Genomic DNA, 24,678 nt, shown 5'->3' on the forward strand with positions numbered 1-24,678 from the left:
CTGTTGTCCCTCCACACGCAACTTCAACGATTTCCAACGCGTGGATCAACAGATTGCAATCCGTCGCGCCAACGCTTTGCAATCCGTCCCTCCAAATCTTTGCGAATGGGACGTAGACGTCGCTTACACCATTTCCGGTCTTCAGGCCATTGCAGTTGAGGATGCCGGCGATAAGGTCGTCATTAGCGATAAGCACGAGCTGACGCACGGCGGTGATCACATCGGCGGATGTGCTGTTCCGTTGACCGCGGCGGCGCTTGGGCAGGCGCATCTCGCTGTGCACACCGCCCATCCAGTGGATCACGAGAACGATCTCGGCGGCTGCGTCGTCGATATCGGCCACCACTTCATGGATGATGGGCGCACGATGCGCTCCTTCAGCCTTCAGCCGCGCATCGGTCGTCGGTGCGGACCAGACGGTCTTGAGGTTCGACGCCAGTGATTGAGCGTGAGAGGATCGACGGCGGCAACGGGCATGGCTGCATCATGTGTCGCGATCTTGGCCTCGACCTCCGCCACGTGTGTGAGCGCCTTGTTCCAGCGCGCCTCCAGTTCGCCCGCGACCAGCCCATTGGCTGGATCGGCAGCATCGTATTGCCGGAAGGCGCGGTCGGCGGCGTAACGCGCCGCTTCGAGGTCGCGGCCGAGAGCGTCGCGCACTTGATCCCGCCGCTGGCCCGCCTCCTGCTCGGCGGCTGTGGCGGCGGCGACCGCGCCAGGGCCGACTACAGTCAGCAACGCATTCTCGATGGCGTCGTCAACACGCAGACCGCCGAAGGCGATGCAATGAGGGGCGCCATTGTCCATCCAGGCCCGGCTGAAGCTGTAGCGCGGGATACCGCGCTTGGCGCCTGTGTACTTCAGCGTCAGCTTGCGTCCGCAACGGTTGCAGCGGACAGCCCGGCGAGGAGCGCGTCGCCAAGCTTGGGCGCGCCGTGATGCCGGCCGTGGGAACGTTGCTGCTGACCATTTTGCGGATCGCTTCCGCCCTCTCCCAGCTTACGTATACTTCGTGCGCATTCGGCATCAGCGCCAGCCAATCAGTCCGCGCCTTGCGATGGATCTTCACGCTGACGCCATCGGCGCTGTATCCCGATGCTGCGGCAGTCTTACCATAGGCATAGGCCCCGCCGTAGATTGGATTGTCGATCATCCATCCGGTGGATGGTGGCGTAGTTGGGACGCCGCCAGGTCGTGTCTCCGTTGTTTTGCCTCACCGGCAGATTGATCGTGCTCATGGAACCAGCACAGCGCCTGTCGCGCGCTGCCAAGCTCCTGCACCTTGTCGAAGACCAGCATGATCGCCTCCTGCACTCGCCGGTCCGGATCCTTCTCATAGCGGTCGCCGGCCTTCACGAAGCCCACCTCCAACTGCGCAAGTTGGGCCAACTGTAAACAGGCCTTAGTGGATCGCCGCGTACATGATCTTCTCTTCGGTCGCCTCGAGCGCCGAAAACTCCTCCACGACCTTCCCCTGCCTCGAGACGAGGATCCGGTCAGAGAGGGCCATGATCTCTGGCAGGTAGGAGGAGATGACGACGACCGCCGTCCCCTCGTCGGCGAGCCGGTTGATCAGTTCATGGATCTCGACGATTGCTCCGACGTCCACCCCCCGCGTCGGCTCGTCGAAGATGACGAGTTTCGGCTCCTGCACGAGCGATTTCGCGATAACGACCTTCTGCTGGTTGCCTCCCGAGAGTTCGACAACTCTCGCCTGGTTGCTGATCGCGCGCACCTTAAGCTTTTCGGTCCATTTGGCGCCGACTTCCATTCCTTCCCGCTTCGAGAGCAAGGCGCGGCCCCGGGGAAACTTCGCGAGAAGCCCAAGATAGATGTTCCAGGCGATCGAGGCCGTCTCGAAGAAGCCCTCCACCTTTCGGTCCTCGGTGATATATGCGATACCTGCGCGAACGCCCGGCGCGGGCACCCGGAAACGCACCGGCCTGTCGTTCAAAATGATCTCGCCGCCGTGAAAAAAATCCCGTTTGAGGACGCCCGCGACGACCTTGAACGTCTCCGTGCGACCGGCGCCGACGAGACCAAAGACGCCGGTGATTTGACCGGCAAAGACGGAGAGTGAATTGTTCTTTACTGCCGGCGCCATCTTCAGGTTCTGCACCACGAGGACGCGGGCACCGGCTTTGCGCACCGCCGTCTTGCGAACGCCATAGAGCGTATGGGACAGATCGCGCCCGACCATCGCCCGCACGATACGGGCGCGGTCGAATTTCGCCGCATCGTCCGTCACGACGTTCCTTCCGTCCCGTAGCACCGTGATACGGTCGGCGAGCGTCAGCGCTTCCTCGAGAGCGTGGGAAATGAAGACGACTGACACACCGCGCTTGCGAAGGTCGCGGACGAGATCGAAGAAATACTTCTTTTCCTCGGGGGTCAGCGTCGCCGTCGGCTCGTCGAAGATGATGATCTTCGCGCGGTGCAGGACGGCGCGCGCGATCTCGACCATCTGCTTCTTCGCCGCGCCGAGAGTACCGACGATCGTGGTTGGCGGCACGTCGAAATTCAGCGATTGCAGGAATTGCTGCGCGGCAATGTAAACGCCCCTGAGGCGGTTATAAAAGCGCTCCTGCCCGAGAAAGAGGTTCTGCCCCACCGTCATCGTGGGAACGAGGCTGTTTTCTTGAAACACCATCGCAACGCCGAGATGCCGGGCTTCGAGCGGCGTCTTCGGAGAGGCCTCCGACCCGTCGATCGTCATGACACCGGATGTCAAAGTGACAACGCCGGCCATGACTTTGGTCAGTGTCGATTTGCCGGCGCCGTTCTCGCCGACCAGTCCATGGATCTCGCCCCGCCGAAGCGTGAAGTCGACGTTCTCGATCGCGGGATTGCCGCCGTAGAGCTTCGTCGCCCGGCTCAGGGTGAGAATGTCTTCGCCGCTCATGCGCCAAATTCCTTTTCCAGCGAGGCAAGGGAAAGGGCGAGCACGCGGCCCGGACCTTTCGCGATGACGATGAGGTCGTCCCCGAACTCGACGGCGGCGACGACGCCATGGTTCGAGCCGTCGACCCGGCTGTGCAGCGAGTAGAGCGGGAGGCCTTGCGGGTCGAGCCGGATGATGAGCCCGTAGGAGCGGGGCGGCGCCCAAGGCTTCAGCATGCCCATTGTCTTGATATGGCCGCCCTGCAGCGGCTCCTTGAAGGAGGCGCCGGAACTCAGGCGTGGCGCGATCCAGTATTGAGGGTCGATTTCCGCCATCATGCGCTCACGAAAGGCGGGCTCGCGCAGAACGAACTCGATGAGCAGCGTGCGGGCGACGAAGGCTGTGAGCCAGTAGCCGCCGGCCGCGGCGGGAGAGATGCGCGAGGGATAGACGGGAAGATGCGGCAGAACGATCCTCGTCGCCCCGTCGCGCCCAATGAAAATCAGCCGGTGGCGCCAGCTTTCGCTAACGAGCGCTCCCTCGCCGAAGGCGCAGGCACCGAACACGTAGTGCAGGCCGTTCGCCATAACCTTTGCCGTTCCGTCGGCCGGATCGAGCCGATAAACGCGTCCGGTCCGGCCGAGTTCCATAAGGTCGCTTGCCCATTCGTGAACGCCGCGTGTCGTCGATCCGTCGGTCGAGAACAGCATCCCTTCACGAGTCGGCGAGAGCGCATTAACGGCGCTGAACCCCGTTGCGAAAGTCGCGCGGGGGGCGGGGTCGGCGAGGTTTGCGTAGATGCGCACCTCGCGACCGCCTAGCGCCACCGCAAGGCCGCTGCCCGGCATGCAGGCGAGGGCGGAGATCGGCTGCTCGAAAACGCGCACCTCGGTCGCCGCGCCCCCCTGGATGGCGAGGAGCCTCGGTCCGTCGGCGAGGAAGAGACGCGCGCCGTCCGTCGCAAGATCCTCGGGAGCGGCGCACTCGAAAAGGGGCGTTGCCTGCTCGAGCATTTGATTTGGTTTCAGGGCGCCGTCAAGCGGCGGCACCGCGATCGTGGCGTCTCCACGGCCGAGCAGCCGGTTGGCGAATTCCCATCCTGCCGCAATCACGCCCGCCCCCATCGCCGGTCGTATTGCACGAAACTGGGATCGGCGCCGTCGAGCCTGTAGCGCCCGATGCGGTTGTTGGCGATGCCGCCGAGGTAAAGGAAGCCACGATGCTCGCGCATGGAGGTGATCATCGGATGGTTCGCGCCCTTGAAGTCCCATAGGGATTCGAGAATTTCGCCGCGCTCGTTGAATTTGACCACGCAGCCCGTGTTGAGGTTCGGGAAGAGCCATTCGTCAACCGGCAGGCGCTTGGCCATGCGCGTGCGGAAGCCCGGCATCCGCCAAGCGAGGTCGAGCACGGGGCTGCGCATGCCGACGAGTGCAAGCCAGTAATTCCCATCGGACGCCAGATTAATATTGTCTGGATAGCCCGGAAGGTTGTCCATAACGACCTCGATTGCGCCCTTCTTCGGGCCCTCGAACCAATAGCGCTTGACGGAGCAGCCGAAGGTTTCCGCGAATAGGATCGACTGCCCGTCGCTCGCGACGCAGACGCCGTTAGGAAACTTTAAGCCGCGCAAGGCGGTGTGCGTTTTTCCGGTGTTCGTGTCGTAGCAGATGATGCGCCCATTGCCGCGCGCCTCGAGCCCATCGATCGGCCACTCGTCCATTTCGTAGCGGATCGTGGCTTCCGAAAAGAAGACGAGGCCGCCGTCGGTGATGTCGAGATCGTCGGCGAGCCTGAGGCGGCTGTCGTCGTTGACCGAGGTCATGCTGCGGTTGGTCTCGTCGGTCGCCTTCTCGACGTCGCCGTTCGGCGCGATCCTGTAAAGACCCATGCCGCCGATGCAGATGTAGAGATTATCGTTGCGGTCGAAGGCCATGCCGAGCGGCTGGCCGCCGATATGCGCAAAGATCTCCATCTGCTGGTAGTCGGGCGCAAGGAAGCGGATGACGTCGCCGTGGCGCGAGCCAGCGTAGAGATTGTCGTTCCGGTCGAGAATGACGTCTTCCGGCGCTTCGATTCGGCCGAGGCCGATGAGATCGACCTCGCGCAGCCGGTCGTTCTGCTCGAAGGGACCGCCCATGCCGACTTCGGTCGGGGGAGGCGGCGGCAAATAGTGATAGGTCGGCGCCACGTAGACCTTGCTGATGATGCGCGTGCGGTTCTTCAGCCAGCGGATATCGATCACTGCGGCGACGAGCAAGATGCTCGCCAGCGCCATGCGGTTGATCCCGCCGCGCGCGTTCATGGTCGTCAGACCATTGGTAATCAGAAGCACGATGAGGACGCCGACCGCGGATTTCGTGACCGAGCCCTTGCCGCCGCCGAGCGTGATGCCGCCGAGCACCGTCGCGGTGAGTACGATCACTTCGAGGCCGACCCCAATGTCACCGCCGACCGTTCCGAGCCGCGCCGCAAAGAACAGCGCGCCGATCGCGGTGAGCGCGCCGCAGGCGACATAGCTCAACGCTATCATGCGCCTCACCGGCACACCCGAATTGTAGGCGGAGCGTCGCGACCCGCCGATCGCCGTGATGTGCCAGCCCGGCCGCAGCCGCGTTAGGAAGAGATGGCCGAATATGGCGACCGCGAGATACGCGATCGCGACGCTCGGGACGCCCAACGCATCCCCGCCGCCCAGGAAATTCCAGGACGGAAAATCGGGAAAAGCGGCGGCGATCTGGTTCGAGTAGCGCTGAATGAGCAGATCGAAGGCGGATCGGTAGATAATGAGTGTAATGAGGGTCGTAATGAAGGCGCGCAGCTTCAAATATCCGATGAGAAAGCCATTGATGGCGCCGAGCGCGGCGCCGCAGACGATTGTCGCGGCGGCGGCCGCAGGCACCGGCCAGTTCAGAACGTTGAGGGTATAGAGCGCGCAGAAGTCGGTGAGGGCAAACATCGAGCCGACGGATAGGTCGATCCCTCCGACGATGACCACGAGCGCCTCGCCAAGGCCGATAAAGCCGATTTCCGAGGCTTGTCGCGCTGTGTCGGCGAGGTTGGTTGGGCTCAGGAAGTTATCGATCGTCCGGCTCAGCACGAAGCCGACGATCAAAAGGACAATGACGGGGATTGCTGTCTCGGTCCAGCGCTTCGACAGGGTCTCGCCGAGGAGATGATGGGGCCAGTACTGATAACGCCAGCGAGTGAAAGTCTCACGCATGGAGAGCCGATCGCGATTGGAAAGGGAGAACAACAACGGCGGTCGGAACGGGGAAGCTCCGGCCGCCGGCGTCAACGGTTCACTGTTTCAGATCGCTCAACTTCCAGCAGGCCTTGTCCGCATTGTCCTTCGTGACGTGGACGAGCGTCGAGTAGGCGAGGCCCTTCGTGTCTCCCGGCTTTGTGCCGGAGGACAGCAGATACTTGATCAGGGCGGCGATTTGCTTGGCCTGGGTCGGAACGTCGTAGCTCAGATCAAGATCGAAATCGCCGGACTTCACGAGGTCGCAAGCGGCCTTTTGCTCGCCACCGCCCGAGGTCGCGACGAAGACCTTGCCGGTGAGGCCCGCTTCCTTGACCGCCGCGGCCGTGCCGATGTCCATGCCGTCCCAGAAGCCGATAACGCCGCAAAGATCCGGATTCTGCTTCAGCACCGTCTGGGTGATCGCCTTGGCTTTCGCGGCGTCCCAGTCCGCGGCCTGGCTCGACACGACCTTGATCTCCGGATGCTTGGCGAGGACATTGTAGACGCCTCTCAGCTGGTAGGCACTCGCCGCCGCCGAGAGAGCGCCCTGCACGATCGCGATCTTGTTCGACTTACCTTGGCAAGCCTTGACGACTGCTTCGGTTTCCTGCTCGCCGACCGAGATCCAGTTGGCGCCCACCAGGCCCGCGCTGCGATAAGCCGAACCCATATTCACCTGGATGATGAAGATTCCCTCTTTCTCGGCCCGCTGAAAAAGTTTGGCGTAGGTCTGGACGTCCGGGTTGTGGGCAACGATGACCGCGGGCTTCTCCGAGATAAGTGAGGTCACGGCCTGCGCGCCCGCGTTTGTGTTCCAGTTCGGATCGCGCAACTCGAACTTCATGCCGAGAGGCTCGAGTTCCTTCTTAAGGCCCGCGAACCAGCCCTCGGTCAGATCGATGTTCATAGCGACCGGGACGAAAGCAACCGCCTTTCCGGCGAGCGCCTCCTTGAAACCCTTTTGGAACGGCTCGTCGAGCCCCGGCTCCTCCGCAAGTGCATCTGCGGTGACGCCCGCAAGAAATCCGAGAGCAATCGCGCCCGCCTTGATCGCATCCGTCAATCTCATTGTTCTTCTCCCAGGTTTTCTCGATATCTTCCCGCTAAATGTCTCCCTGTTGGGCTGTCTCCTCGTTTCGCGGGTTGAGGAACGAGTCAGTGATGACAGCCAGAAGCAGAACGACGCCCTTGATCAGGTTCTGCCCGGCGTAGGGCACGTCCATGATCGTCATGCCGTTGAGCAGCGTTCCGATCAGAAACGTTCCGATGATGACGTTGACGACTCCCCCACGGCCGCCGGAAAGGCCGATGCCGCCGAGCACGACGACGAGGATCACATCATAGATGAGCGTCGAGTTGAATATTCGAGTCGGCATCGAATTGATGGAGGCGGCCATCACGAATCCTGCGAAACACCCGATGAGCGAAGCCAGCACGTACTGGAGCACCACGATCGGCCGCGTCGGGATGCCGGTCACGCGGGCAGCGTTCGGGTTGTCCCCGATCGCATAAATGTAGGCGCCCCATCGGGTTCGCCTCAAGAAGAATGCCACCGCAGCGCAGGATATCGCGAACATGATGATCGGAGTCGGCACGCCGAGGATCGAGCCTTGGCCGAGGTTCTGGAAGCCTTCCATCCCCTTGCTCCACTGCACCACGTCGATCGAAAACAGCGACGCCTGCCCGACGCCCGCGAGGAAAAGGCCGGTCGCCAAAGTCGCAAACAGCGAGGGCACCTCCGCGTAGGCGATCAACCAGCCGTTGACGATGCCGAAGGCCAGCGAAAGCAGAAGGGCGGTCGCTACCGAGGCGAAAAGGGAATGGCCGTCCTGCACCATCTGCAAAAGTAGACCCGGGGGCACGGCAAGCGCCGCGATCAGCGAGATGTCGATGCCTCGCCCGAGGACAACGATCGCCATCGCGAGGCCGAGAATGCCGAGAACCGCAACATTCTGGAGGAGCGACAGCATATTGGCGGCGGTGAAAAATCCGGGCAAGAACAGCGCGAACGCAAGAAAGAGCGCCGTGAAGACGGCTAATACGATTTCCTGCTGCGTGAGTTTCATGCGCTTCATGAGGCCAGTACCCGCGTTTGGGCGCGCTCCTGAATTCCAAGACCCATCGCGAGCATCTCCGTGACGGCCGCCACATAGGCCTCGATCGAGGTGCCCCTGTTCCGGTATTTGCCGCGCTTTAGGTACCAGTCCTGCAGGAGCGGCTTGATCAGCGTCGCTGCGAGGTCGGCGTCGGAGACGGCGAAAACGCCATCCTTGACGCCGCGCCGGATCACATCCGCAAAGATTCCCTCCGTTTGCGCCTCCGTCTCCACCGCGATGTGACGCTCCGCGCGGGGAAACGCCTTGGCCTCCATGAAGGCGAAAACGAACCAGGGCAGCATCGCTTCCGACAGTCTCACATGCGTGTCGATGAGCCAGGCGAGATGCCGCCGTGCGTCGCTCCTGACTTCGGGAGACACATCAACAAGGATGGACGTGACCGTCGGCATGAACTCTCCGAGGATCATCGAGAGGAGCGCAGCCTTGCTGTCGAAATAGGAATAGAGCGCGCCCATGCTGACGCCGGAGGCCTTCGATAGATCGCGAAGGCTAGTCGCGTGAAAGCCGCGCCGGTTGCCGAGCCGCAAAGTGGCTTCGATGATCCGCGCGAGTTTGGCGACGCCGATGTTCGGGTTGCGGACCCGGATCGTCTCATTGTGGCGCTCGAAGATGCGCGCGCACATCGCGCCGGTCGAAACCCTCGCCTCCCACGACGCGCCCCGCGCAATCGCCACGCGTTTCATCCCCAGAGCGTCCTCTTGCCCTCGCCGATAGGCGAGGCAACCTAAAGCATGCCAGACAATTCGTGCAGGCGATAGAGAGGGAACGACAAAATTTTGAGCGAGCGCTCGATTTTTTCTGCCGGTATGCTAGATTTGACATATCAAGCGGGAACCGCGGGCAGGGAGGACGCATGTCGGCGCACCCGAGGGGCGTAGCTGTGGGGTTTGATCCGCTTCTTGAGCGCGTGCGGCGCTTCATTCAGCGAGAGCGCGGGGGCGGGTATGCCGTCGCGCATTTCGACGTCATGGAGGACGGCCACGCGGGCCTTACCTACGGATTCGACCTTTGCGATGCGAAGGGAGAGGCCGCGGGCCGCTATGTCCTCAAGCTTGCGCCGGCCGGCGTCGCGCGCCGCGGCAACACCGACGTCTACCGGCAGGCGCCTCTATTGAGGGCTCTGAAAGGGGCCGGCGTTCCGGTCCCCGACGTTCCTTGGGCCTCGCCCGACGAGGAGGCGCTCGGCGTTCCTTTCATCATCATGGAACGGCTTCCCGGCCGCGTCTTCATGAGCTGGCAGCCTCACGAGAGCTTTCCGCGCGACCCCGTGCGGCTTCGCGACATCTGGCTTCAGGCGGCGAATCTGCTCGCCAAGGTGCATCGCGTCGACTGGCGGCGACATCTTGCGGGCTGGGAAGAGCCGCGTCCGCTGAGCTTGGAGCTCGATCGCTGGACCACCGTTCTTCGCCACGCTCAGGAGCCAGAGTGGCATATCGCGGGAACGTCGCTCGGTTCCGCGCTGGCGGCCTGCATGCCGGACGGCGATCCTGTCGGCCTCGTTCACGGCGACTTCCAGCCGGGAAACATCCTCTATGAGAATGAGCGGGCCAACGCCGTCATCGATTGGGAGCTTGCGTCGATCGGGGCCCAGGGCCTCGACGTGGGCTGGCTCCTGATGATGCTCGATCCGCTCGCGTGGCATCCGGACTGGCGGCCGGTCGCGCCGGTCGGGAAGGAAGAGCTTTTGGCGGCCTACCGGCGCGCCGGCGGTCCGGACGAGGCGCGGCTCGAATGGTATCAGGCGCTCGCCCAATACCGTCTGGGGTCGATCGCCTGCCTCAATGTGAAGTTGCATCGGACGGGTAAGCGGACCGACCCCATCTGGGAGCGCTTCGCCCTTTCGATCCCGAGCCTGTTTGCACGCGGCCTCGATCTCGTGACGCTTGCCAACAGCTCCTGAAGGGGGAAGAGGATTTATGATCGACTTCAAGTTATCCGATGATCTCGTCGAATTGCGTTCGCGCGTCGAAACCTTCATCGCCGAGAAGGTCGTTCCGTTCGAGAACGACCGCAGGCAGGGGCCGCACGGGCCCGAAGAATCCCTGCGGCTCGAACTCGTCGCGCTTGCTTTCGAGGCAGGATTGCTGTCGCCGCACGGGCCGAAGGAATATGGCGGCCTCGGGCTCGACCACCGGTCGATGGCGGTTGTGTTCGAAGCTGCCGGATGGTCTCCGCTCGGGCCGCTCGCGCTGAACATCCAGGCGCCGGACGAGGGCAACGTGAATCTGCTCGAATCGATCGCGACGCCCGAGCAGAAGAAGCGCTGGCTCGCGCCGCTCGTGCGCGGCGAAATCCGATCGACCTTCGTCATGACCGAAACCACGACCGGTGGCGCTGGCGCCGATCCGTCGCTATTGAAGACCGTCGCGCAGCAGGATTCCGACGGGTTCCTGATCACGGGCGAAAAATACATGATCACAGGCGCGCCGGGGGCCGGCGTCCATATCGTCATGGCGCGCACGCTCAATCCGGCCGGACAGGACCTCGGCGCGACCATGTTCCTTCTAGACGCGGACGCGCCGGGATTCGCGATCGAGCGCATGCTCGACACGATCGATTCGAATTCGCCGGGCGGCCACGCTGCGGTTTCCCTGACAAGGGCGCGGGCAACGCCGGACCGCGTGCTCGGGCAGGTGGGCCAGGGGTTCAGGAACGCGCAGATTCGACTAGGTCCGGCCCGCCTCACTCACTGCATGCGATGGCTCGGCGCCGCGCGGCGCTGTCACGCGATCGCGATCGACCATGCCCGGCATAGGCGCTCATTCGGGCGCCCGATCGGCGAACACCAGGGGGTCGGTTTCATGATCGCCGACAATGAGATCGACCTACATCTCAGCCGGCTTGCGGTTTGGCACGCCGCCTGGCTCCTCGACGGTCACGATCGGGCGCGCAACGAGACAAGCATGGTAAAAGTATTCTGCTCGGAGGCCCTTGGCCGGGTCATCGACCGCTGCCTCCAGATCCTCGGATCGATCGGGATCACGGGCGATACCGTGGTTGAGCGCTTCTATCGGGATATTCGACCGTTTCGCATCTACGACGGGCCTTCGGAAGTGCACCGGCACGCTCTCGCAAACCGCATTTTGGGCCAACGCGTGAATCAGAGGTAAGTCGCCATGGACCGGCATCCGACCTACGAGGACCTCTATCGGGCCTTCCGGTGGAACGTTCCGGACCGCTACAACATGGCCTACGACGTCTGCGATCGCCACGCGTCGGACTCGGACAAGATCGCGTTCATAGGTGAAAGCGGCACCGACGTCTGGCGCATGACGTTCCGGGAGGTCCAGAGAAGAGCCAACAAGCTTGCGAACCTGTTCAACGCGATCGGTCTTGTGAGGGGTGATCGCGTGATGCTGCTCCTGAGCCAGGATCCTTGGACCGCGATCGCCCATATCGCCTGTTGGAAGGCCGGTCTCGTCTCATCACCAGCGTCCATCCTTTTCGCGGCAGACGCGATCGCCTACCGTCTCGAGACCGCCAGCGCCCGGGTTGTCATCACTGATCTCGCCAACCTGCCCAAGGTCGCCGAAGCGCGGAAGACGGCGCACAGCGTCGAGCGCGTCTATCTCATCGACGGAGCAGGGCCCGACGCGCATTCGCTCGAGGAGGAGCTCGAGAAGGCGAGCGACCGATTCACGAACATCGACACCGCCGCGGATGACCCGGCCTTCATCAACTTTACCTCCGGTACGACGGGCAAGCCGAAGGGCGCGGTTCAGGGCCATCGTTCGATCCTCGGGCACATGCCGGGAGTCGAACTCCCGCTTGATTCCTTCCCGCAGCCGGGAGACCTCATGTGGTCACCTGCCGACTGGTCCTGGCTCGCCGGACTCATGGACGCGCTGATGCCGGCCTGGTATCATGGCGTTCCGGTGCTCCTCTATCGCGCCGCGCGCTTCGATCCTGAGCAGGCCTGCGCGATAATGGGCCGCCACGGCGTCCGTACCTCACTTCTTACGCCAACGATGCTGCGGCTCATGCGCCAGGTTCGCGACCCCTGGGGGCGCCACGGCGTGCGGCTTCGGGCCGTCATCTCCGGCGGCGAGTCGGTCGGCAAGGAACTTCACGAATGGGGTGCGGAGGCGCTTCGCGCGCCGATCAACGAGGCGTTCGGGCAGACGGAGTGCAATCTTGTTCTTGGTTCGAGCGCAACCGTCATGCCAGTCAAGTACGGGTCGATCGGCCGGGCGATTCCGGGCCATGTAGCGGCGATCGTCGATGATTCCGGCGAGCCTCTGCCCTCCGGAACGCTCGGTAACCTCGCGTTCAAGAGCCCGGATCCCGTGATGATGCTCGGCTACTGGAACAATCCCGAGGCGACGCGGGACAAATATGCGAACGGCTGGCTCATCACCGGCGATCTCGCGATTTGCGACGAGGACGGCTATTTCTGGTTTCAGAGCCGCGCCGACGACGTCATCACGAGCGCCGGCTACCGAATCGGACCGGCCGAGATCGAAGATGCTCTCACCCATCATCCCGCGGTCGTGATGGCGGCGGCGATCGGTGTGCCCGATCCCATGCGCACGGAGCGGATCAAGGCGTTCGTCGTATTGGCGGAGGGACGCACGCCATGTGAGACGCTTGCCGAGGAGATCCGCGATTTCGTGCGCGGGACGCTCGCTCTGCACGAGGCGCCGTCCGAAATCGAGTTCGTGGCTTCCCTGCCGATGACGACGACGGGCAAGATCCTGCGCCGCGAACTGCGGGAAGCCGAGCGTGCGAAGCGGGCGCGATGACTGCTTGGCTGGTCCCCCTTCATTCGGCGCCCACAATCGAGTTCGCGCGGCAGCGCACGGCTTTCGGCAAGCCGCTCGGCGAACATGCGAGGGCCTCCTTCATGCTGGCCGACAATGCGATTGACATCCATCAGGCGCAACTGACGATCTGGCGCACGGCCTGGCTGCTCGACAGAGGCGAGCGGGCCTCGACCGAAAGCTCGATGGCCAAGGTGACCTGCTCGGAGGCGGTCCCCGCGTCGCTGACTGCTCGTTGCAGATCCTCGGCGGACTCGGAACGACACGTGATACGGTCGTTGAGCGATTCTACCGCGATGTCCGCGCCTTTCGCATCTATGACACCCCTTTCGGAACTCCACCGCTGGGCGATCAGGCGGCGCCTCTTGACCTATGGCGGGCGATAGGCCACGCGCCGGTGGCAGTTTGGCAGAGCAAGAATGCGCGAAGCGGGAGGAAATAATGCGAGATGTGTGGTCATCCGCCCAGCAGCCGACGGCTGAAGACTATGAGGCTATGTGCGCGAACTTCCGCTGGGACGTGCCGGCAACCTTCAATTTCGGCACCGATGTCATCGACAGGCGCGCTCGCGAGCACGATAGCCCGGCACAGATCTGGGAAAATGCTGCCGGCGACAGCCGCAGCTACAGCTATTCCGATCTGTCGCGTCTTTCGAACAGGCTCGCCAATGTCTTGCGTGCGAACGGCGTGGCGAAGGGCGACCGCGTCATCGTCATGCTGCCGCGCCTGCCCGAATGGTTCATTGCGCTCATTGCCGCGATGAAGATCGGCGTGGTGCCGATCCGGTGCATCGAGATGCTTACCGCGCGAGCCGTCGAATATCGTGTCACAAACGCCGAGGTGAAGGCGGCGATCTGCCGACCGGAGCATGCGGTCAAGTTCGCATCGGTAGAGCAGCAGATCCCGGTGCGGGTCGCGCTGGGCGAGGTGTCGGGCTGGCTCGATTACGCCAGCGAACTGGCACGCGATTGAACCTGCTGTCGTGCCCGCCGAAGTCCAGCGATCATGTACTATACGTCCGGCTCGACCGGTCATCCCAAAGCCGTGGTTCATGCGGCGCGCGCGATCTATGCGTGGCGCGTCTCGGCAATCTATTGGCTCGATCTGCGGCCGGGTGAGGTGATCTGGTGCACGGCCGACACCGGCTGGAGCAAGGCGGGAACGAGTATCATCTTTGGGCCGCTGAGCTGTGGCGCCTGCTCGTTCTTCTTCGATGGTCCCTTCGTTCCGAAAGACCGTCTCACGCTCCTGCGCAAGCACCGGGTGACCGTGTATTGTGCGCCCGGGCACGGAGTTATCTCGCGTGGTGAACGAAGTCCGGTCAGGCAACGACCTTAGCCGCCTGCGCCGCGTTGTGACCGCTGGCGAGGCCATGAATCCTGTCGTCGCCGAGCGTTGGGAAAAGGCAACTGGCATCCGCATCGACGAAGCCTACGGGCAGACCGAAGCGCTCATGCTTGCGCTGAATTATCCCGGTGAGTCGGTTCGTTATGGCTCGATGGGGCGTCCATCTCCCGGTTCCGATCTCGACGTGATCGACGCCAGCGGCAATCGCCTGCCGGTGGGACAGGAGGGTGATCTCGCGCTGAAACTGCCCAATCCACAATTGATGCTGGGCTACTGGAAGGATGCCGAGAAGACCGACAGCTGTTTCGTCGACGGGCCCGACGGACGCTGGTATTTGATCAGCGATCGAGCCGAGAAGGACCCCCAGGGTGATCTCTGGTATCGCGGGCGCTCGGACGACGTCATCAATTCGGCCGGATATCGCATCGGTCCGATCGAAGTCGAGAACGCACTGGCCGAACATCCTGCGGTCCAGGTCTGCGCCGTAGTTGCCAGTCACGACGAGCAACGCGGCGAGATCGTCAAAGCATTTGTCGTGCTGCGGCAAGGCCATACGCCATCGCCGGAGCTGACGCGCGAGCTGCGTGACCGCGAGTTCACGCGCATTGGAGCAAGACGGTGAGCACGATAACTCATGCTAGAGCGTTAGCCGATCAGATTGCAAATAGCCGGCGGCGGCGAAGTAGTTTTTAGATTCTGTGGGCGTGTAGGTGTCGACGATGCGCCCGATCGCGTCCCAAAGGCCGCCGACGGTGCGTTCGGCGGCCTTTCGCAAGTGCGCCTTGAGTTTGGCGAAGGCGTTCTCGATGGGATTGAGGTCGGGACTGTAGGGCGGGAGGTAGAGGAGCGTGGCGCCGGCCGCCTCGATCATCTCGCGTATGCATGGCCCTTTGTGGCTGGACAGGTTGTCCATAATGACGATGGGGTGCTCGGGCAGCTCGGGGACGAGCACTTTTTCGACATAGGTAAAGGCGTCGCGGTTGATGGGGCCATCGAGCACCCAGGGAGCGATGATGCCGTGCGTGGTGAGAGCAGCTACGCAGGTTGTCGTTTTCCAATGGCCGTGCGGAATGGCGGCGCGCACGGCGAGCTCACTTTTGACAACGGCAGAGTTTGTCAATCAACGGTCCGCGAGCGCGGCTTCGGCGTCGGAGGAGCTGTCCTCATCCGTCAACGAGATCAGCCGGCAGGTTACGGAGGCAAGCCGGATCGCCCGGTCGGCCGTCGCCGAAGCCGAAAAATCGGACAAACTGGTGGCTGGGCTTGTATCCGTGACACAGAAGATCGGCGATGTCGTTGCCCTGATCAGTCAGATTGCGAGCCAGACGAACCTGCTTGCCCTCAACGCGACAATCGAATCAGCTCGCGCCGGCGAGGCCGGCAGGGGTTTTGCGGTGGTTGCTTCCGAAGTGAAGGGGCTGGCCAGCCAGACCGCCAAAGGGACCGACGAGATTGCCGCTCAAATCTCCGAAATGCAGACGGCGACCGGCAACACCGCGGTCGCACTCAAGGATATCTCGCACACGATCGTCATAATAAGTGAGATCAGCACGACAATTGCGAGTGCCGTTGAGGAACAGGCGGCGGCAACGAAAGAAAGTCACCACTAACATCAACGGAACCAATCAGGCGATCGGCGATGCGAGCACTGCTGCCGGTAACGTTCTTTCAGCTGCGGATAGCCTGGCCAAAGATGCATCTGAACTTGAAACACAGGTTGACAAATTTCTTGCGAGCGTCCGCGCCATGTAAACGGTGGAGTATGGGCGGGATGGCTCAGGGAATCAGGTGATGGGCGCTGTTGTCGATCTTACGTCCGAGGCAAAGAAGTTGGGCCGCTCTGCAGAATATTGGAGCACATCGCAGCGCTTGCCAGGCGCCTGCGTAGGATGCAAAGTGCGGCGGTATCCGAAGCCAAGTCCATTTTGTCAATGCTGGAACGAGAGCTGAATTGTTTGGGAGAACTCCAGGATGCTGGCCGCTACTTCAGGCCATTGCTGGTCGAGTCGAGATTGCGGATCAATTTGTCAGCCTGTCGGCGTCGTCGAGCTCCCAGGCCTGTCGCAGCACCCGACGGGTGGCCGCATGATGCTCTTTCGGCAGGCGTTCCATGATGTTGCGCGCCTTGTGGATCTGGCAGCGCTGGATCGCAGCGGCCAAACCGAAGGTGCGGCGGATCGCCTTCGACAACGCCTTCGCCCCGTCGGCGATGAACAGTCTTGGCACCGTCGGGTCGAGCCCGCGCGAGACCAGGTTGTCCAGCAGGGCCTGAACCGTTGCGGCACTCTCGGTCGCCCCTTCCACCAGCGCCAGCGGATGCTTGTTGCCTTCGCCGTCAACGCCGATCGCGGCGACCAGCATGAGATCATCGCCGAGATGCAGCCCGTCGATTTGGACCACCAGAAGGTCAGCGCGGACAGATCGGCAGCCATGAAGTCGGCCAGCCGCGCCGCCGACAGCGCCACGAACCGCCGCGAGGCCGCCGACTTCGAAACCCCCGATCCGGGCGGTGCCGGCACGTCGCCCTCGGGCAGCCCGACAGCGCGGCCGAACCGGCGCGTCGACACATTGATCAGCATCAGGCTCATCGCCCAGCGACCGAACCAGTCCTCCTGCGCCGCCGTTTCCCAACTCGGGATCGTGACCTCGCGACCATCCACGCCTGGGACCCGCGGGCGCTTGACCTCGATCTTGCCGCCGTGGAAACCGATCCGTCCCCGCGTTCGGCCCCAACGGTGCGCCCGCCGCGCCGCATCGCGACTGTGGCGCGGCCCACAGGCCGTCACATCCGCCTCCATCATCGTGCCGAGCGCCTGGATCCGTGAGGTGAGCAACGCCGACCTCTTCAGAAATTCTCAGAACTCGGGACATTCCCGGGACGAGATAGAGGGCTCCGCAAGCAGGCGCCGGACTTCGCAGCCGATTTCGTGACGGAAATTATAGAACAATCTCAATAACATAAGAGTTCGTGATTTTGTTCCGAATGGCGCGCCACTTTTTCAATGACTTAGCAAACCGCCCGAAATTTTTTGCTCTTTTTTTGCTCTGCGCTCTGAGAGCCGGTGGCATGATGAATATTAAACGCGTGCGCTGCCACCTACCTGGGCGCCAGATCGCAATGCGTCAGACTTGACTATTGCCTCATTGAGACATCGACCGTCGACGTAGTGAGTGCGATCCCACATGATCGTGTAGTAGATATCTCGGAAGAGGTCTTTGGCTGCTTTCTCCTGCGACTCGCGAAGGCCGAGGCCCTCGATGAAGGTGAGGAGACGACCTTCGAGGTCTGAAATCTGAAACGGATAAATCACGCGGCCGTCCATCGGATCGCCGCTCGGCACATCGCCCGGTGCGATGCCTTTTGCTTTTCTCGACATGACTCGTGTTGGTTTATCCCCCGGCTCTCAAAGAACAGATGTCTGGATTGTACCACGTAGAAAACCTCCCCGATCGCAATATGACCGGGGAGGCCAGTAAGCTCGGACGCGTCGTGTCCGGGCTTGGGGGCTCGCCTCCGCCATACAGTATACCAAACAGAAAACCCGCGCCTTTCGGAGCGGGTCTCTGCATCAGAACAGCCGCACGATCAGTGCTACCATCGAAGCAACCTGCGGGGGCACGAGGCACCCGAGGCCGAGACGGTATTTCGTACCGTTCGGCTGACTGGCTTCGAGGACGAGGAAGATACCCATACGGGTCTCCTGTCATCGTGCGCGGGGTCCTAACTTAGTCGACATCGCGCGTTGAGCCAGCGAGCTGGGGTTTTTGGACGTTTAGGTAGTCTACCGGTGTCCCCTTCACGCTTCGACTATTTCGGTGTCGCCGGGGAATTTGGGACCGAAGGCCCCGGACCGCAAGCCTTGTGGACATGATTTTTGTGGATTGGCGGGTGGCGAATCAGGACCGGTGCCCCATCAACCGCCGCACGATCTCCATTCCCTCCTCCACCGTGAACGGGCCATAGCGTCGGTCGTAGCGGAGGAGTACCTGGATGGCGTAGGCGAGGGACATGTGATGCTCCTTTCTTTGTTGGGGGTCATGCGGGTTTGTTTAATGCGAGCCACAAGCGGGCGACGGCTTCGTCGGGAGAACTATTGAATTTGCTTTCGGTGATCTCACCATCCAAAAATAGCTGGGCGGCCGATCCGTCATTGCTCTCCCAGCCGCGCGACGCGCAGTAGGCTTTCGCCTGGCGGCGCTGATCCGGGATGGAAAGATCGCTGTCGGCCTGCCGTCCCGTTGAGACCCGGAGGTAGAGCGCCGCACGAACAGCCGTCGCCATGGTCATGTCCCCCTCAGCTGTTTCCAAACAACTCGTCGAACAGGTCGCCGAACCACGCTTCGAAGACGGCGATCTCGGCTTCAGCAACCGGCACGTCTTCCGGCCAGTCATCCGTCACCGTCCATGTCACCGAAGTGCGCTTCGCTCGTCGCCGGCTGGGACGTGCGGTCGCCACGGCATAGTCGTAGAGATCGTCGCATTCCGCGTTGGTCGACACGCGGCGCTGCGATTCTTGAGAGCGAGCCATGGCGCCATTGTGGCAAGCATGGCCGATCCACTGAACAGCCGAAGTGCGCGCCACATCACGCTGCGGTGCTCCGACCTCGCGCTTCTTCTGCCGCGTGAGCGCAATCGCGCAGAGCAAGCCAGGATCGCATGGCAGCAAAGAGCCGGGCCATCGGAGCGCCGTCAAGGCCGCAAGCCGGCGGAGCAGGTCGCGCGAAGCGCGAGCCTTGACGGCGTTCCGTTGGTCCGGCAGCGGTCTCCCATGCGATCATGGCGGGCATCCATGCCGAGCATGCGCAACACGACGCTACGCTGCGAACGATGGCGCTCGGGACGTTGATTTTGAATGCTTTCTCGGTTCGAGCGGCACCAGGCCGTTTCATACGGTGCCGCTGCAGGGCTATCCAGAACAATGTGCAAACAAACACTTACGACCCCCAACGGCGCGGAGCGACACCGTCGCTTTTATCTAGCCGTCCTAGTCGATCAAGGATCAAGGATCGCGCCCATCAATCCTGATGACGAGCACGCCGCTCTGTAGCCGTGAAGCAGGCGCACGGGCATGGACTCGCCGACACGAGATGTGCAAGACTATACAACCATAGATTTTGCAAGTCTGCAGGAGGTGCCGTTATGGTTAGCCGCGTTGGGATGCTGCTGCTCGCTCTGGTCTTTGCTGCACCTGCGGAAGCGCGCTTCCTCCAGGCGGATCCTGCTGGCGTGGAAGGAGGCATTAATCTCTACGCGTTTGTCGCGAATGATCCGCTGAACCGTGTCGATCCGTCCGGGCTTCAATATATTCCACCCGATCGCATGGTTCACATTCTGAACGCGCACGGGATCGACACTCCTCGCACCCGTCCTGGCAATAGCGTTTTCAATCAGGAATATACAAACCCTACCGCGCTTCAGCAGCTATCAAATGATGTCTTCGCGTCACCGCTTGCCCCTCCCGCAGTCGCGCCATTCGGGCAAGGAAGTGTCATGGTCTTGCAGGGACAGGTGATGCTTCTAAACCAAAATACGGGACAAACGATTCCCTATATGATTGGTACCGCCAACGGAGTACCAACAAACCAGGTGCAAATTTACTACGACAACGCAACTGGCAATGTGCAGACCATGTTCCCCGTTCCAATTTCGGGAGGCCAAGGCCCACAGGGCTCCAATAGCTCCCCTGGACTGGACGTTCTCCCAGCGAGCGCGTCTGCGCCGACAGGAAATCTGGCGGGATCGGATCAGAATAGCTTCGCTCCAACCGCCGCAGGAACAGCATCAAAGTAGGAACTGCAGATGGCAAGGAGGTCGACCAGCTGAGGAGGGAGCGGATGGTGAGGTACCATAGATCTCGGCTGGCGGCGGCGTTCTTCGCCGTAACGGCGCTCCTTATTTCTGTGAATGCAGGCGCTCAGGACGCGCCTCTATCGGCCCCTGCAACCGTTCGGTCGGTGTTGGCGACATCGGACGCAGAGATCGATTTCGCAAAGGCCAAGCTAACTTTCGACAAGCTGGTTAGCCCGGCATTGGACATCTCGGCCGCCCTCAACCAACTCGACCGTGCTTTCGAAACCGTGACTCGGATGGCAGGCCCATCCCCGTCCAACAAGGCGAAGCTCACCGCGATTCGGACGTACATATACGAGAGTGGGGATTGGAATGACCGGCGGCCCTTTCAGTACGATATGACCGACCCGAACGGGCAAAAGCTGTCCAACAGACTGCTTGCGAGCTATCTCGACACCCGACGTGGAAACTGCATCACCATGCCGATCCTGTTCTTGATCCTCGCAGATCGGATGCACCTTCCAGTCGCGCTCTCCAGGGCGCCCTTGCATTTCTTCATCAAATACACAGACGACGTGACAGGTCAGGCACTTAACCTGGAAACAACGAGTGGAGGATACCCGGCGAGGGATTCTTGGATTCGGGAACAAATGCCGATGACGGATCAGGCGATTGCAAACGGCCTTTACCTTCGTCCGCTTACGAGGCGGGAAACGTTGGCAGCGATGGCGGCGGTGGTGGTCGAGGCCGATCTCGAACGACAACGCTTTCAAGAAGGTATCGAGATCGCCAACATCATCCTGGAGTACGATCCCACGTTCGCATACATGTTGGCGAAACGCGGAAGTGCCTTCGCAGCTCAGATAGAGGCGGAGTTCGTGCAGAAATATCCCAGACCTGCCGACATCCCGTCGTCCCTACGACCGCGATATCAGGTGCTGCAGGAAAGAAATCTCTCTGATTTCGCGAAAGCGGAAGCCTTGGGTTGGCGTGAGGACCAGTAGGCGCTCCGCCGCGGCGTCAATCGTGAGAAGTCTCAGAGCTAGTCTCGGACCCCTTGTCGGACAAAAGCCGCTCGATCTTGCTCAGACGTTCGATAACCTCAAGCAAAACGTTCACACTCTCCTGGGTCGCTACACCTTCGGACCGGCGAATTTCGCTAACTACCTCGGAGAGGCGGTCGCGCACGCTTTGGCCACCCGTCGAGAGCCCCAACTCGGTCTCGACCAAGTCGATCAGAGCAATGAGGTCGTTCACCGGGTCGGCGTCGACTGGCACTCCTTGAACGATTTTCTTGAACATTGCACCCTAGCGGCTCCGTGTGATCGGTAGAGGATGTGCCTTCTCGGGATTGAGGGCAAGGTCAGCCGCTAACCTAATTGAGTTTGAGCCCTACCCCGATTCATAAATCGCAAATCAGCCGAACTTGGGCTGATGCCGGCTCGGTGCAGTAGCGCCAGATCGCGGCCCGTCGCAGACTTGCCGATTGGACCGCGTCGCGGGCTACTGTATCATAGTATCACGGCGAAGCAGTAGTGCCCATCTTCATCGGCCGTGGCGCGCCATTTCGCGATTGCCGCTTTTCCAAGCCGCGGCGAGCCAGGGGGGCGCCACAGGTCCCAGGCGTCAAGTCGTGCTCGAACGCTTCAGTTGATCGAGGACGGGCAATACGTCCGAAGGCTCCGGTCGGCGCGTATAATCCGGATTGATTTCCGCATAGGCGATGACACCGTCCTGCCCGATCACGTATCGCGCCGGCATCGGCAGCGTCCAACTATCCTCACCATTGAAGGCGACGAGGTCGGCGCCGAGCTGCTTGTGGATCGCCTGCAGGTCTTCGGGCAGGTGCCAGCGAATTCCGAATTTTGCGGCCAGTTCGCCGCCCTTGTCGCCGACAATGGGGAAGCCGAGCTTGTTGCTGCGCTGGGACTTGCGGCTATTGGCGGCCGTCTGTTGGGACACGGCCAAGAGCAGCGCGCCGCGCGCTTCGATGTCCGCTCGAACCTCCTCAAGCGCCTGAAGATCGAGATTGCAGAACGGGCACCAGGCGCCGCGATAGAATGTCAGGACGAGCGGACCTCTGGTCAGCAAGTCCTGCGAAGACACGAGCTTGCCGTCCGGATCGGGCAGCGCAAACACCGGGGCGCGGTCGCCGGCGTGCAGCGCACGGCCGGCCTGACCTGAGGCGATCAGTTCGTCGGTGACGCGGTGCATGACCGCCACGACCTCAGGCGGAGCCATTTCGGTTTCGAATTTCGTCTTGAGGGCATCCAATTTGTCTTGAAGGGACATCGCTTTTTCCTCGGTTGCGACGCATCTGCGTCCGGTGACCGGAAAGTGCTCTATTCAAATCGAAGGCGATAGACGGAGAATATGGCTTTGAGTTATTCATTAGAGCCATGAATGATCACCTCTCGTCGTTGCGTCTGTTCGTTCGCGTCGCCCGGCGGGGAAGCTTCTCGGCCGGAGGCCGCGAACTGAATATTCCTCAGCCGACGGTGTCCCGCACGATTGCGGCCCTCGAACGCAAGATGGGCGCAGCTCTGTTCACGCGCACGACGCGCGCCATCGCCCTGACCGAGGCCGGCGCCGACTTTCTGGCGCGGGTCGAACCGATCCTCAGCGCGCTCGACGAAGCCGAATACGCGGTGCGCGGGACCGGCGAATTGCGCGGCGTTTTACGGGTCGGCCCGTCATCCACCTTCGCGATCCGGGAGATCGCGCCGCGCCTTCCAGTTTTCATGGACAGGCATCCGGCGCTGCGGGTCGAACTCGTGGCCGACGACATGCGGCAGAACTTCGTGAGTGAAAGCATCGATATCGGGCTGAGGTTCGGGTCGCTTCCGGATTCGACGGCAGTGGCGCGCCGTATCGCGGCATGGCCACGCGTGATCGTCGCTTCGCCGGCCTATCTCGAACGGTTCGGCGTTCCCCGGACGCCCGCCGACCTCGCAGCACATTCGGTCATCGTAGGACCGTCGCGCCTCGGCCCCGCCTGGACGTTCCGCAAGAACGGCAAGGCAACGTCGGTGCGAGTGGGTGGCCGGCTGACGGCGACCGTCAATGAAGTCGCGACAGCAGCAGCAGTTGCCGGCCTCGGCCTGACCTCGATGGCGAGCGTCGGTTGCCGAGGCGAGATCGAGAATGGCTCCCTCGTTCGGGTGTTAGCCGACTGGGATATGGGGGCGGTCGAACTGCATGCCGTGTTTCCAGATGACAGAGGCGCCAAACCCTCCGCAAGAACCTTCGCCGATTTCCTTGTCGCCGAATCCGCCAAATGGTCGGCTAGCCTAGGCTAGCACTCGCGTCCCTCGCCTTGCTGGAACTACACCAATTTCGACGACATACGAGTTCGCGTTTTTGTTCTGAATGGCGCGCCATTTCATCACGACAAAGCAGGCTCGCTGTAGTCCGACATCCTTTCGGTATGAAGCGCCACGCGAACGACCCGAAGCGGCCCAGGACGTGGGCGGAGCTTCAATTGCCGCGGCAAAGCCCGGTTATGATCGTCGCGTCAGCGGAAGCAGCGAGATTGCGGTGAGAAGCGGCCATCAATGATCGGCCGGTGCACTCCGTCAGCCCCTCATCTCGAAACCACGTCCTTGATTCGAATCAAGACGCGGCCGGAGCCAGCGTGCCAGGAGATGCGCTGGCGGAGGGCGGTCATGCCGGTAAGACAACAGGTTTGGCGTATGGCGGCGGCCATCATTGCGACGCTGGCCGCGTGGGGCTTGATCAGGCTTGTTCTTCCATCGCTGGACTATTACCCACCGGAAGGTCTGGCTCGAAACCTGCAAAGAAGCTGGTTCATTGTCTCCGGCACGCACAAGGCGGCCCAACTCGTCTACGCACTGGGAACGCTCATTCTCATGGCGCCGTTCCTTGCGATCGTGCAACGGCGCTGGCCGGGCCGGAGTGGATGGAACGGTCTCACCTTCGGGGTGTTGCTCGGGCTGTTGTGGGCGTTCTGTTTCCTCAATAGCGCTACGCTTTTTGGCATGAGGGTAGGCGAGGCGCTTCTGAACGGTGCTCTGGACCTTGCCGCACTGGCCCTCGGTGGGTGGCTGATCGGCTTGGCGCTGGGTCGAGACCATCCAAAACCGGAGCGCGCGAGCCGCGTGCCTTGGCTCGCCATTGTTCTCATCGCCTGCGGCTTCACTTCAGCTTACAGCATAGGGGCGCTCCTGCTGCGGGACACCCTTGGTCAGGCAGCGGCTCTGTTCGCCAGCCCTGTGACGGCGCTGCAATACGCGACCCTCTTCATGGTCGGGCTTTGGGCCGGCCTGATGTATGTGATCGTGCGCCCCGGACTGCCATTCGTTTCGGCTTCGGCAAATGCGGCGTTCTTCGCCTTCGGAGTCTTCGGGCACAGTTGGACGCTGTTCAAGCTTTACTCCGTCATCGAGTTCAGTGGTGTCCTGTTGACTGTTATTTTGATCGGCTTGACGGGAGCACTCGGCGTTTTCATCGGCGCGCTCGCCTATGAATGGGCGACGCACGCACGATTTCTTGGCCGATATTCGTTCGAGTGAGCT

25 protein-coding genes and 5 pseudogenes are annotated in these 24,678 nt (G+C 62.0%); 14 read left to right on the forward strand and 16 right to left on the reverse strand.

Annotated elements, in window-relative coordinates; all coding sequences use genetic code 11:
• Window positions 1–442 (forward strand): hypothetical protein (locus tag G8O24_RS44555; protein ID WP_244646138.1); only part of this gene is annotated, 442 nt, incomplete at its 5' end.
• Window positions 439–939: a hypothetical protein gene (locus G8O24_RS45735; protein WP_368736638.1), complete on the forward strand. Its 501-nt coding sequence runs from the start codon at window positions 439–441 to the stop codon at window positions 937–939. The genes G8O24_RS44555 and G8O24_RS45735, both read left to right, overlap by 4 nt.
• Before the next feature lie 76 nt (window positions 940–1,015).
• On the opposite strand, the pseudogene G8O24_RS45740 reads toward G8O24_RS45735, so the two are convergent.
• The 8 genes and pseudogenes from G8O24_RS45740 to G8O24_RS32950 form a co-directional block, all read right to left on the reverse strand.
• Window positions 1,016–1,153 (reverse strand): annotated as a pseudogene (locus G8O24_RS45740) (recombinase family protein); the annotation flags it as partial.
• Window positions 1,150–1,356 carry a hypothetical protein gene (locus G8O24_RS44570; RefSeq protein WP_188106670.1) on the reverse strand — a complete coding sequence of 69 codons (207 nt, stop codon included), beginning with the start codon at window positions 1,354–1,356 and terminating at the stop codon, window positions 1,150–1,152. The pseudogene G8O24_RS45740 and the gene G8O24_RS44570, both read right to left, overlap by 4 nt.
• Window positions 1,357–1,402: 46 nt before the next feature.
• Window positions 1,403–2,902 (reverse strand): sugar ABC transporter ATP-binding protein, encoded by a 1,500-nt coding sequence (locus tag G8O24_RS32925; RefSeq protein ID WP_188106671.1) that lies wholly within the window; start codon window positions 2,900–2,902, stop codon window positions 1,403–1,405.
• Window positions 2,899–4,005, reverse strand: coding sequence for an SMP-30/gluconolactonase/LRE family protein (locus tag G8O24_RS32930; protein ID WP_191093425.1), 1,107 nt, complete (start codon window positions 4,003–4,005; stop codon window positions 2,899–2,901). Before G8O24_RS32930 ends, G8O24_RS32925 begins: the two co-directional genes overlap by 4 nt.
• Entirely contained in the window at window positions 3,990–6,104 is a 2,115-nt protein-coding gene (locus G8O24_RS32935) for an ABC transporter permease (RefSeq protein WP_188106673.1), read from the reverse strand. The genes G8O24_RS32930 and G8O24_RS32935 overlap by 16 nt, the downstream gene beginning before the upstream one ends.
• 79 nt (window positions 6,105–6,183) lie before the next feature.
• Window positions 6,184–7,197 (reverse strand): sugar ABC transporter substrate-binding protein, encoded by a 1,014-nt coding sequence (locus tag G8O24_RS32940; RefSeq protein ID WP_188106675.1) that lies wholly within the window; start codon window positions 7,195–7,197, stop codon window positions 6,184–6,186.
• 34 nt (window positions 7,198–7,231) lie between these two features.
• Window positions 7,232–8,203, reverse strand: coding sequence for an ABC transporter permease (locus G8O24_RS32945; protein ID WP_188106677.1), 972 nt, complete (start codon window positions 8,201–8,203; stop codon window positions 7,232–7,234).
• Window positions 8,200–8,928: a TetR/AcrR family transcriptional regulator gene (locus tag G8O24_RS32950; RefSeq protein WP_188106679.1), complete on the reverse strand. Its 729-nt coding sequence runs from the start codon at window positions 8,926–8,928 to the stop codon at window positions 8,200–8,202. Before G8O24_RS32950 ends, G8O24_RS32945 begins: the two co-directional genes overlap by 4 nt.
• Window positions 8,929–9,098: 170 nt before the next feature.
• On the opposite strand from G8O24_RS32950, the gene G8O24_RS32955 reads away from it, so the two are divergent.
• The 7 genes and pseudogenes from G8O24_RS32955 (at window position 9,099) to G8O24_RS45255 (ending at window position 14,974) form a co-directional block, all read left to right on the forward strand.
• Window positions 9,099–10,145, forward strand: coding sequence for a phosphotransferase family protein (locus G8O24_RS32955; protein WP_188106681.1), 1,047 nt, complete (start codon window positions 9,099–9,101; stop codon window positions 10,143–10,145).
• Window positions 10,146–10,161: 16 nt separating this feature from the next.
• A complete protein-coding gene (locus G8O24_RS32960; RefSeq protein ID WP_191093426.1) occupies window positions 10,162–11,355 on the forward strand; it encodes an acyl-CoA dehydrogenase family protein in 1,194 nt (397 codons plus the stop codon).
• Window positions 11,356–11,361: 6 nt separating this feature from the next.
• Window positions 11,362–12,987: an AMP-binding protein gene (locus G8O24_RS32965; RefSeq protein ID WP_188106683.1), complete on the forward strand. Its 1,626-nt coding sequence runs from the start codon at window positions 11,362–11,364 to the stop codon at window positions 12,985–12,987.
• A pseudogene (locus G8O24_RS45745) lies at window positions 12,984–13,208 on the forward strand (acyl-CoA dehydrogenase family protein); the annotation flags it as partial. The gene G8O24_RS32965 and the pseudogene G8O24_RS45745, both read left to right, overlap by 4 nt.
• A 32-nt stretch (window positions 13,209–13,240) precedes the next feature.
• Complete coding sequence (locus tag G8O24_RS45750; RefSeq protein ID WP_368736637.1) at window positions 13,241–13,447, forward strand: acyl-CoA dehydrogenase family protein; 207 nt, start codon at window positions 13,241–13,243, stop codon at window positions 13,445–13,447.
• Window positions 13,448–13,500: 53 nt separating this feature from the next.
• Window positions 13,501–14,343, forward strand: a pseudogene (locus G8O24_RS44575) (AMP-binding protein).
• Window positions 14,282–14,974, forward strand: coding sequence for an AMP-binding protein (locus G8O24_RS45255; RefSeq protein ID WP_188106687.1), 693 nt, complete (start codon window positions 14,282–14,284; stop codon window positions 14,972–14,974). The pseudogene G8O24_RS44575 and the gene G8O24_RS45255 overlap by 62 nt, the downstream one beginning before the upstream one ends.
• A 15-nt stretch (window positions 14,975–14,989) precedes the next feature.
• On the opposite strand, the pseudogene G8O24_RS32990 reads toward G8O24_RS45255, so the two are convergent.
• Window positions 14,990–15,436: pseudogene (locus G8O24_RS32990) on the reverse strand (transposase); the annotation flags it as partial.
• On the opposite strand from G8O24_RS32990, the gene G8O24_RS32995 reads away from it, so the two are divergent.
• Entirely contained in the window at window positions 15,423–15,962 is a 540-nt protein-coding gene (locus tag G8O24_RS32995) for a methyl-accepting chemotaxis protein (protein WP_244646134.1), read from the forward strand. The pseudogene G8O24_RS32990 and the gene G8O24_RS32995 overlap by 14 nt on opposite strands.
• Window positions 15,963–16,316: 354 nt before the next feature.
• On the opposite strand, the pseudogene G8O24_RS33000 reads toward G8O24_RS32995, so the two are convergent.
• The 5 genes and pseudogenes from G8O24_RS33000 to G8O24_RS33015 form a co-directional block, all read right to left on the reverse strand.
• Window positions 16,317–17,183, reverse strand: a pseudogene (locus tag G8O24_RS33000) (IS256 family transposase); the annotation flags it as partial.
• 246 nt (window positions 17,184–17,429) lie between these two features.
• Window positions 17,430–17,729: a hypothetical protein gene (locus G8O24_RS33005; protein ID WP_188106689.1), complete on the reverse strand. Its 300-nt coding sequence runs from the start codon at window positions 17,727–17,729 to the stop codon at window positions 17,430–17,432.
• Between the two features lie 192 nt (window positions 17,730–17,921).
• Complete coding sequence (locus tag G8O24_RS45260) at window positions 17,922–18,044, reverse strand: hypothetical protein (RefSeq protein ID WP_283815614.1); 123 nt, start codon at window positions 18,042–18,044, stop codon at window positions 17,922–17,924.
• Window positions 18,045–18,388: 344 nt separating this feature from the next.
• The gene (locus G8O24_RS45755; RefSeq protein ID WP_368736639.1) at window positions 18,389–18,640 is read right to left on the reverse strand and encodes a hypothetical protein; all 252 of its coding nucleotides are present in this window, start codon (window positions 18,638–18,640) and stop codon (window positions 18,389–18,391) included.
• Between the two features lie 7 nt (window positions 18,641–18,647).
• A complete protein-coding gene (locus G8O24_RS33015; protein WP_188106715.1) occupies window positions 18,648–18,998 on the reverse strand; it encodes a hypothetical protein in 351 nt (116 codons plus the stop codon).
• A gap of 494 nt (window positions 18,999–19,492) precedes the next feature.
• Here G8O24_RS33015 and G8O24_RS33020 point away from each other — a divergent pair, with 494 nt between their 5' ends.
• Together G8O24_RS33020 and G8O24_RS33025 are read left to right on the forward strand one after the other, a co-directional pair.
• Window positions 19,493–20,143 carry an RHS repeat-associated core domain-containing protein gene (locus G8O24_RS33020; RefSeq protein WP_188106691.1) on the forward strand — a complete coding sequence of 217 codons (651 nt, stop codon included), beginning with the start codon at window positions 19,493–19,495 and terminating at the stop codon, window positions 20,141–20,143.
• Window positions 20,144–20,187: 44 nt separating this feature from the next.
• Window positions 20,188–21,147, forward strand: a complete 960-nt coding sequence (locus G8O24_RS33025; RefSeq protein ID WP_188106693.1) for a transglutaminase family protein — start codon at window positions 20,188–20,190, stop codon at window positions 21,145–21,147.
• A 16-nt stretch (window positions 21,148–21,163) separates the two neighbouring features.
• Here the strand turns inward: G8O24_RS33025 and G8O24_RS33030 are convergent, their stop codons facing one another.
• Window positions 21,164–21,445: a hypothetical protein gene (locus tag G8O24_RS33030; RefSeq protein WP_188106695.1), complete on the reverse strand. Its 282-nt coding sequence runs from the start codon at window positions 21,443–21,445 to the stop codon at window positions 21,164–21,166.
• Between the two features lie 324 nt (window positions 21,446–21,769).
• A complete protein-coding gene (locus tag G8O24_RS33035; RefSeq protein ID WP_188106697.1) occupies window positions 21,770–22,435 on the reverse strand; it encodes a peroxiredoxin-like family protein in 666 nt (221 codons plus the stop codon).
• A 107-nt stretch (window positions 22,436–22,542) separates the two neighbouring features.
• On the opposite strand from G8O24_RS33035, the gene G8O24_RS33040 reads away from it, so the two are divergent.
• Together G8O24_RS33040 and G8O24_RS33045 are read left to right on the forward strand one after the other, a co-directional pair.
• Window positions 22,543–23,442, forward strand: coding sequence for a LysR family transcriptional regulator (locus G8O24_RS33040; protein ID WP_188106699.1), 900 nt, complete (start codon window positions 22,543–22,545; stop codon window positions 23,440–23,442).
• 393 nt (window positions 23,443–23,835) lie between these two features.
• Window positions 23,836–24,675: a hypothetical protein gene (locus G8O24_RS33045; RefSeq protein WP_188106701.1), complete on the forward strand. Its 840-nt coding sequence runs from the start codon at window positions 23,836–23,838 to the stop codon at window positions 24,673–24,675.
• The last annotated feature ends 3 nt before the right edge of the window (window positions 24,676–24,678 follow it).

Origin of the sequence: Bradyrhizobium campsiandrae, from assembly GCF_014529705.1 — a bacterium.
In the GTDB taxonomy this organism is placed as follows: Bacteria; Pseudomonadota; Alphaproteobacteria; order Rhizobiales; family Xanthobacteraceae; genus Bradyrhizobium; species Bradyrhizobium campsiandrae.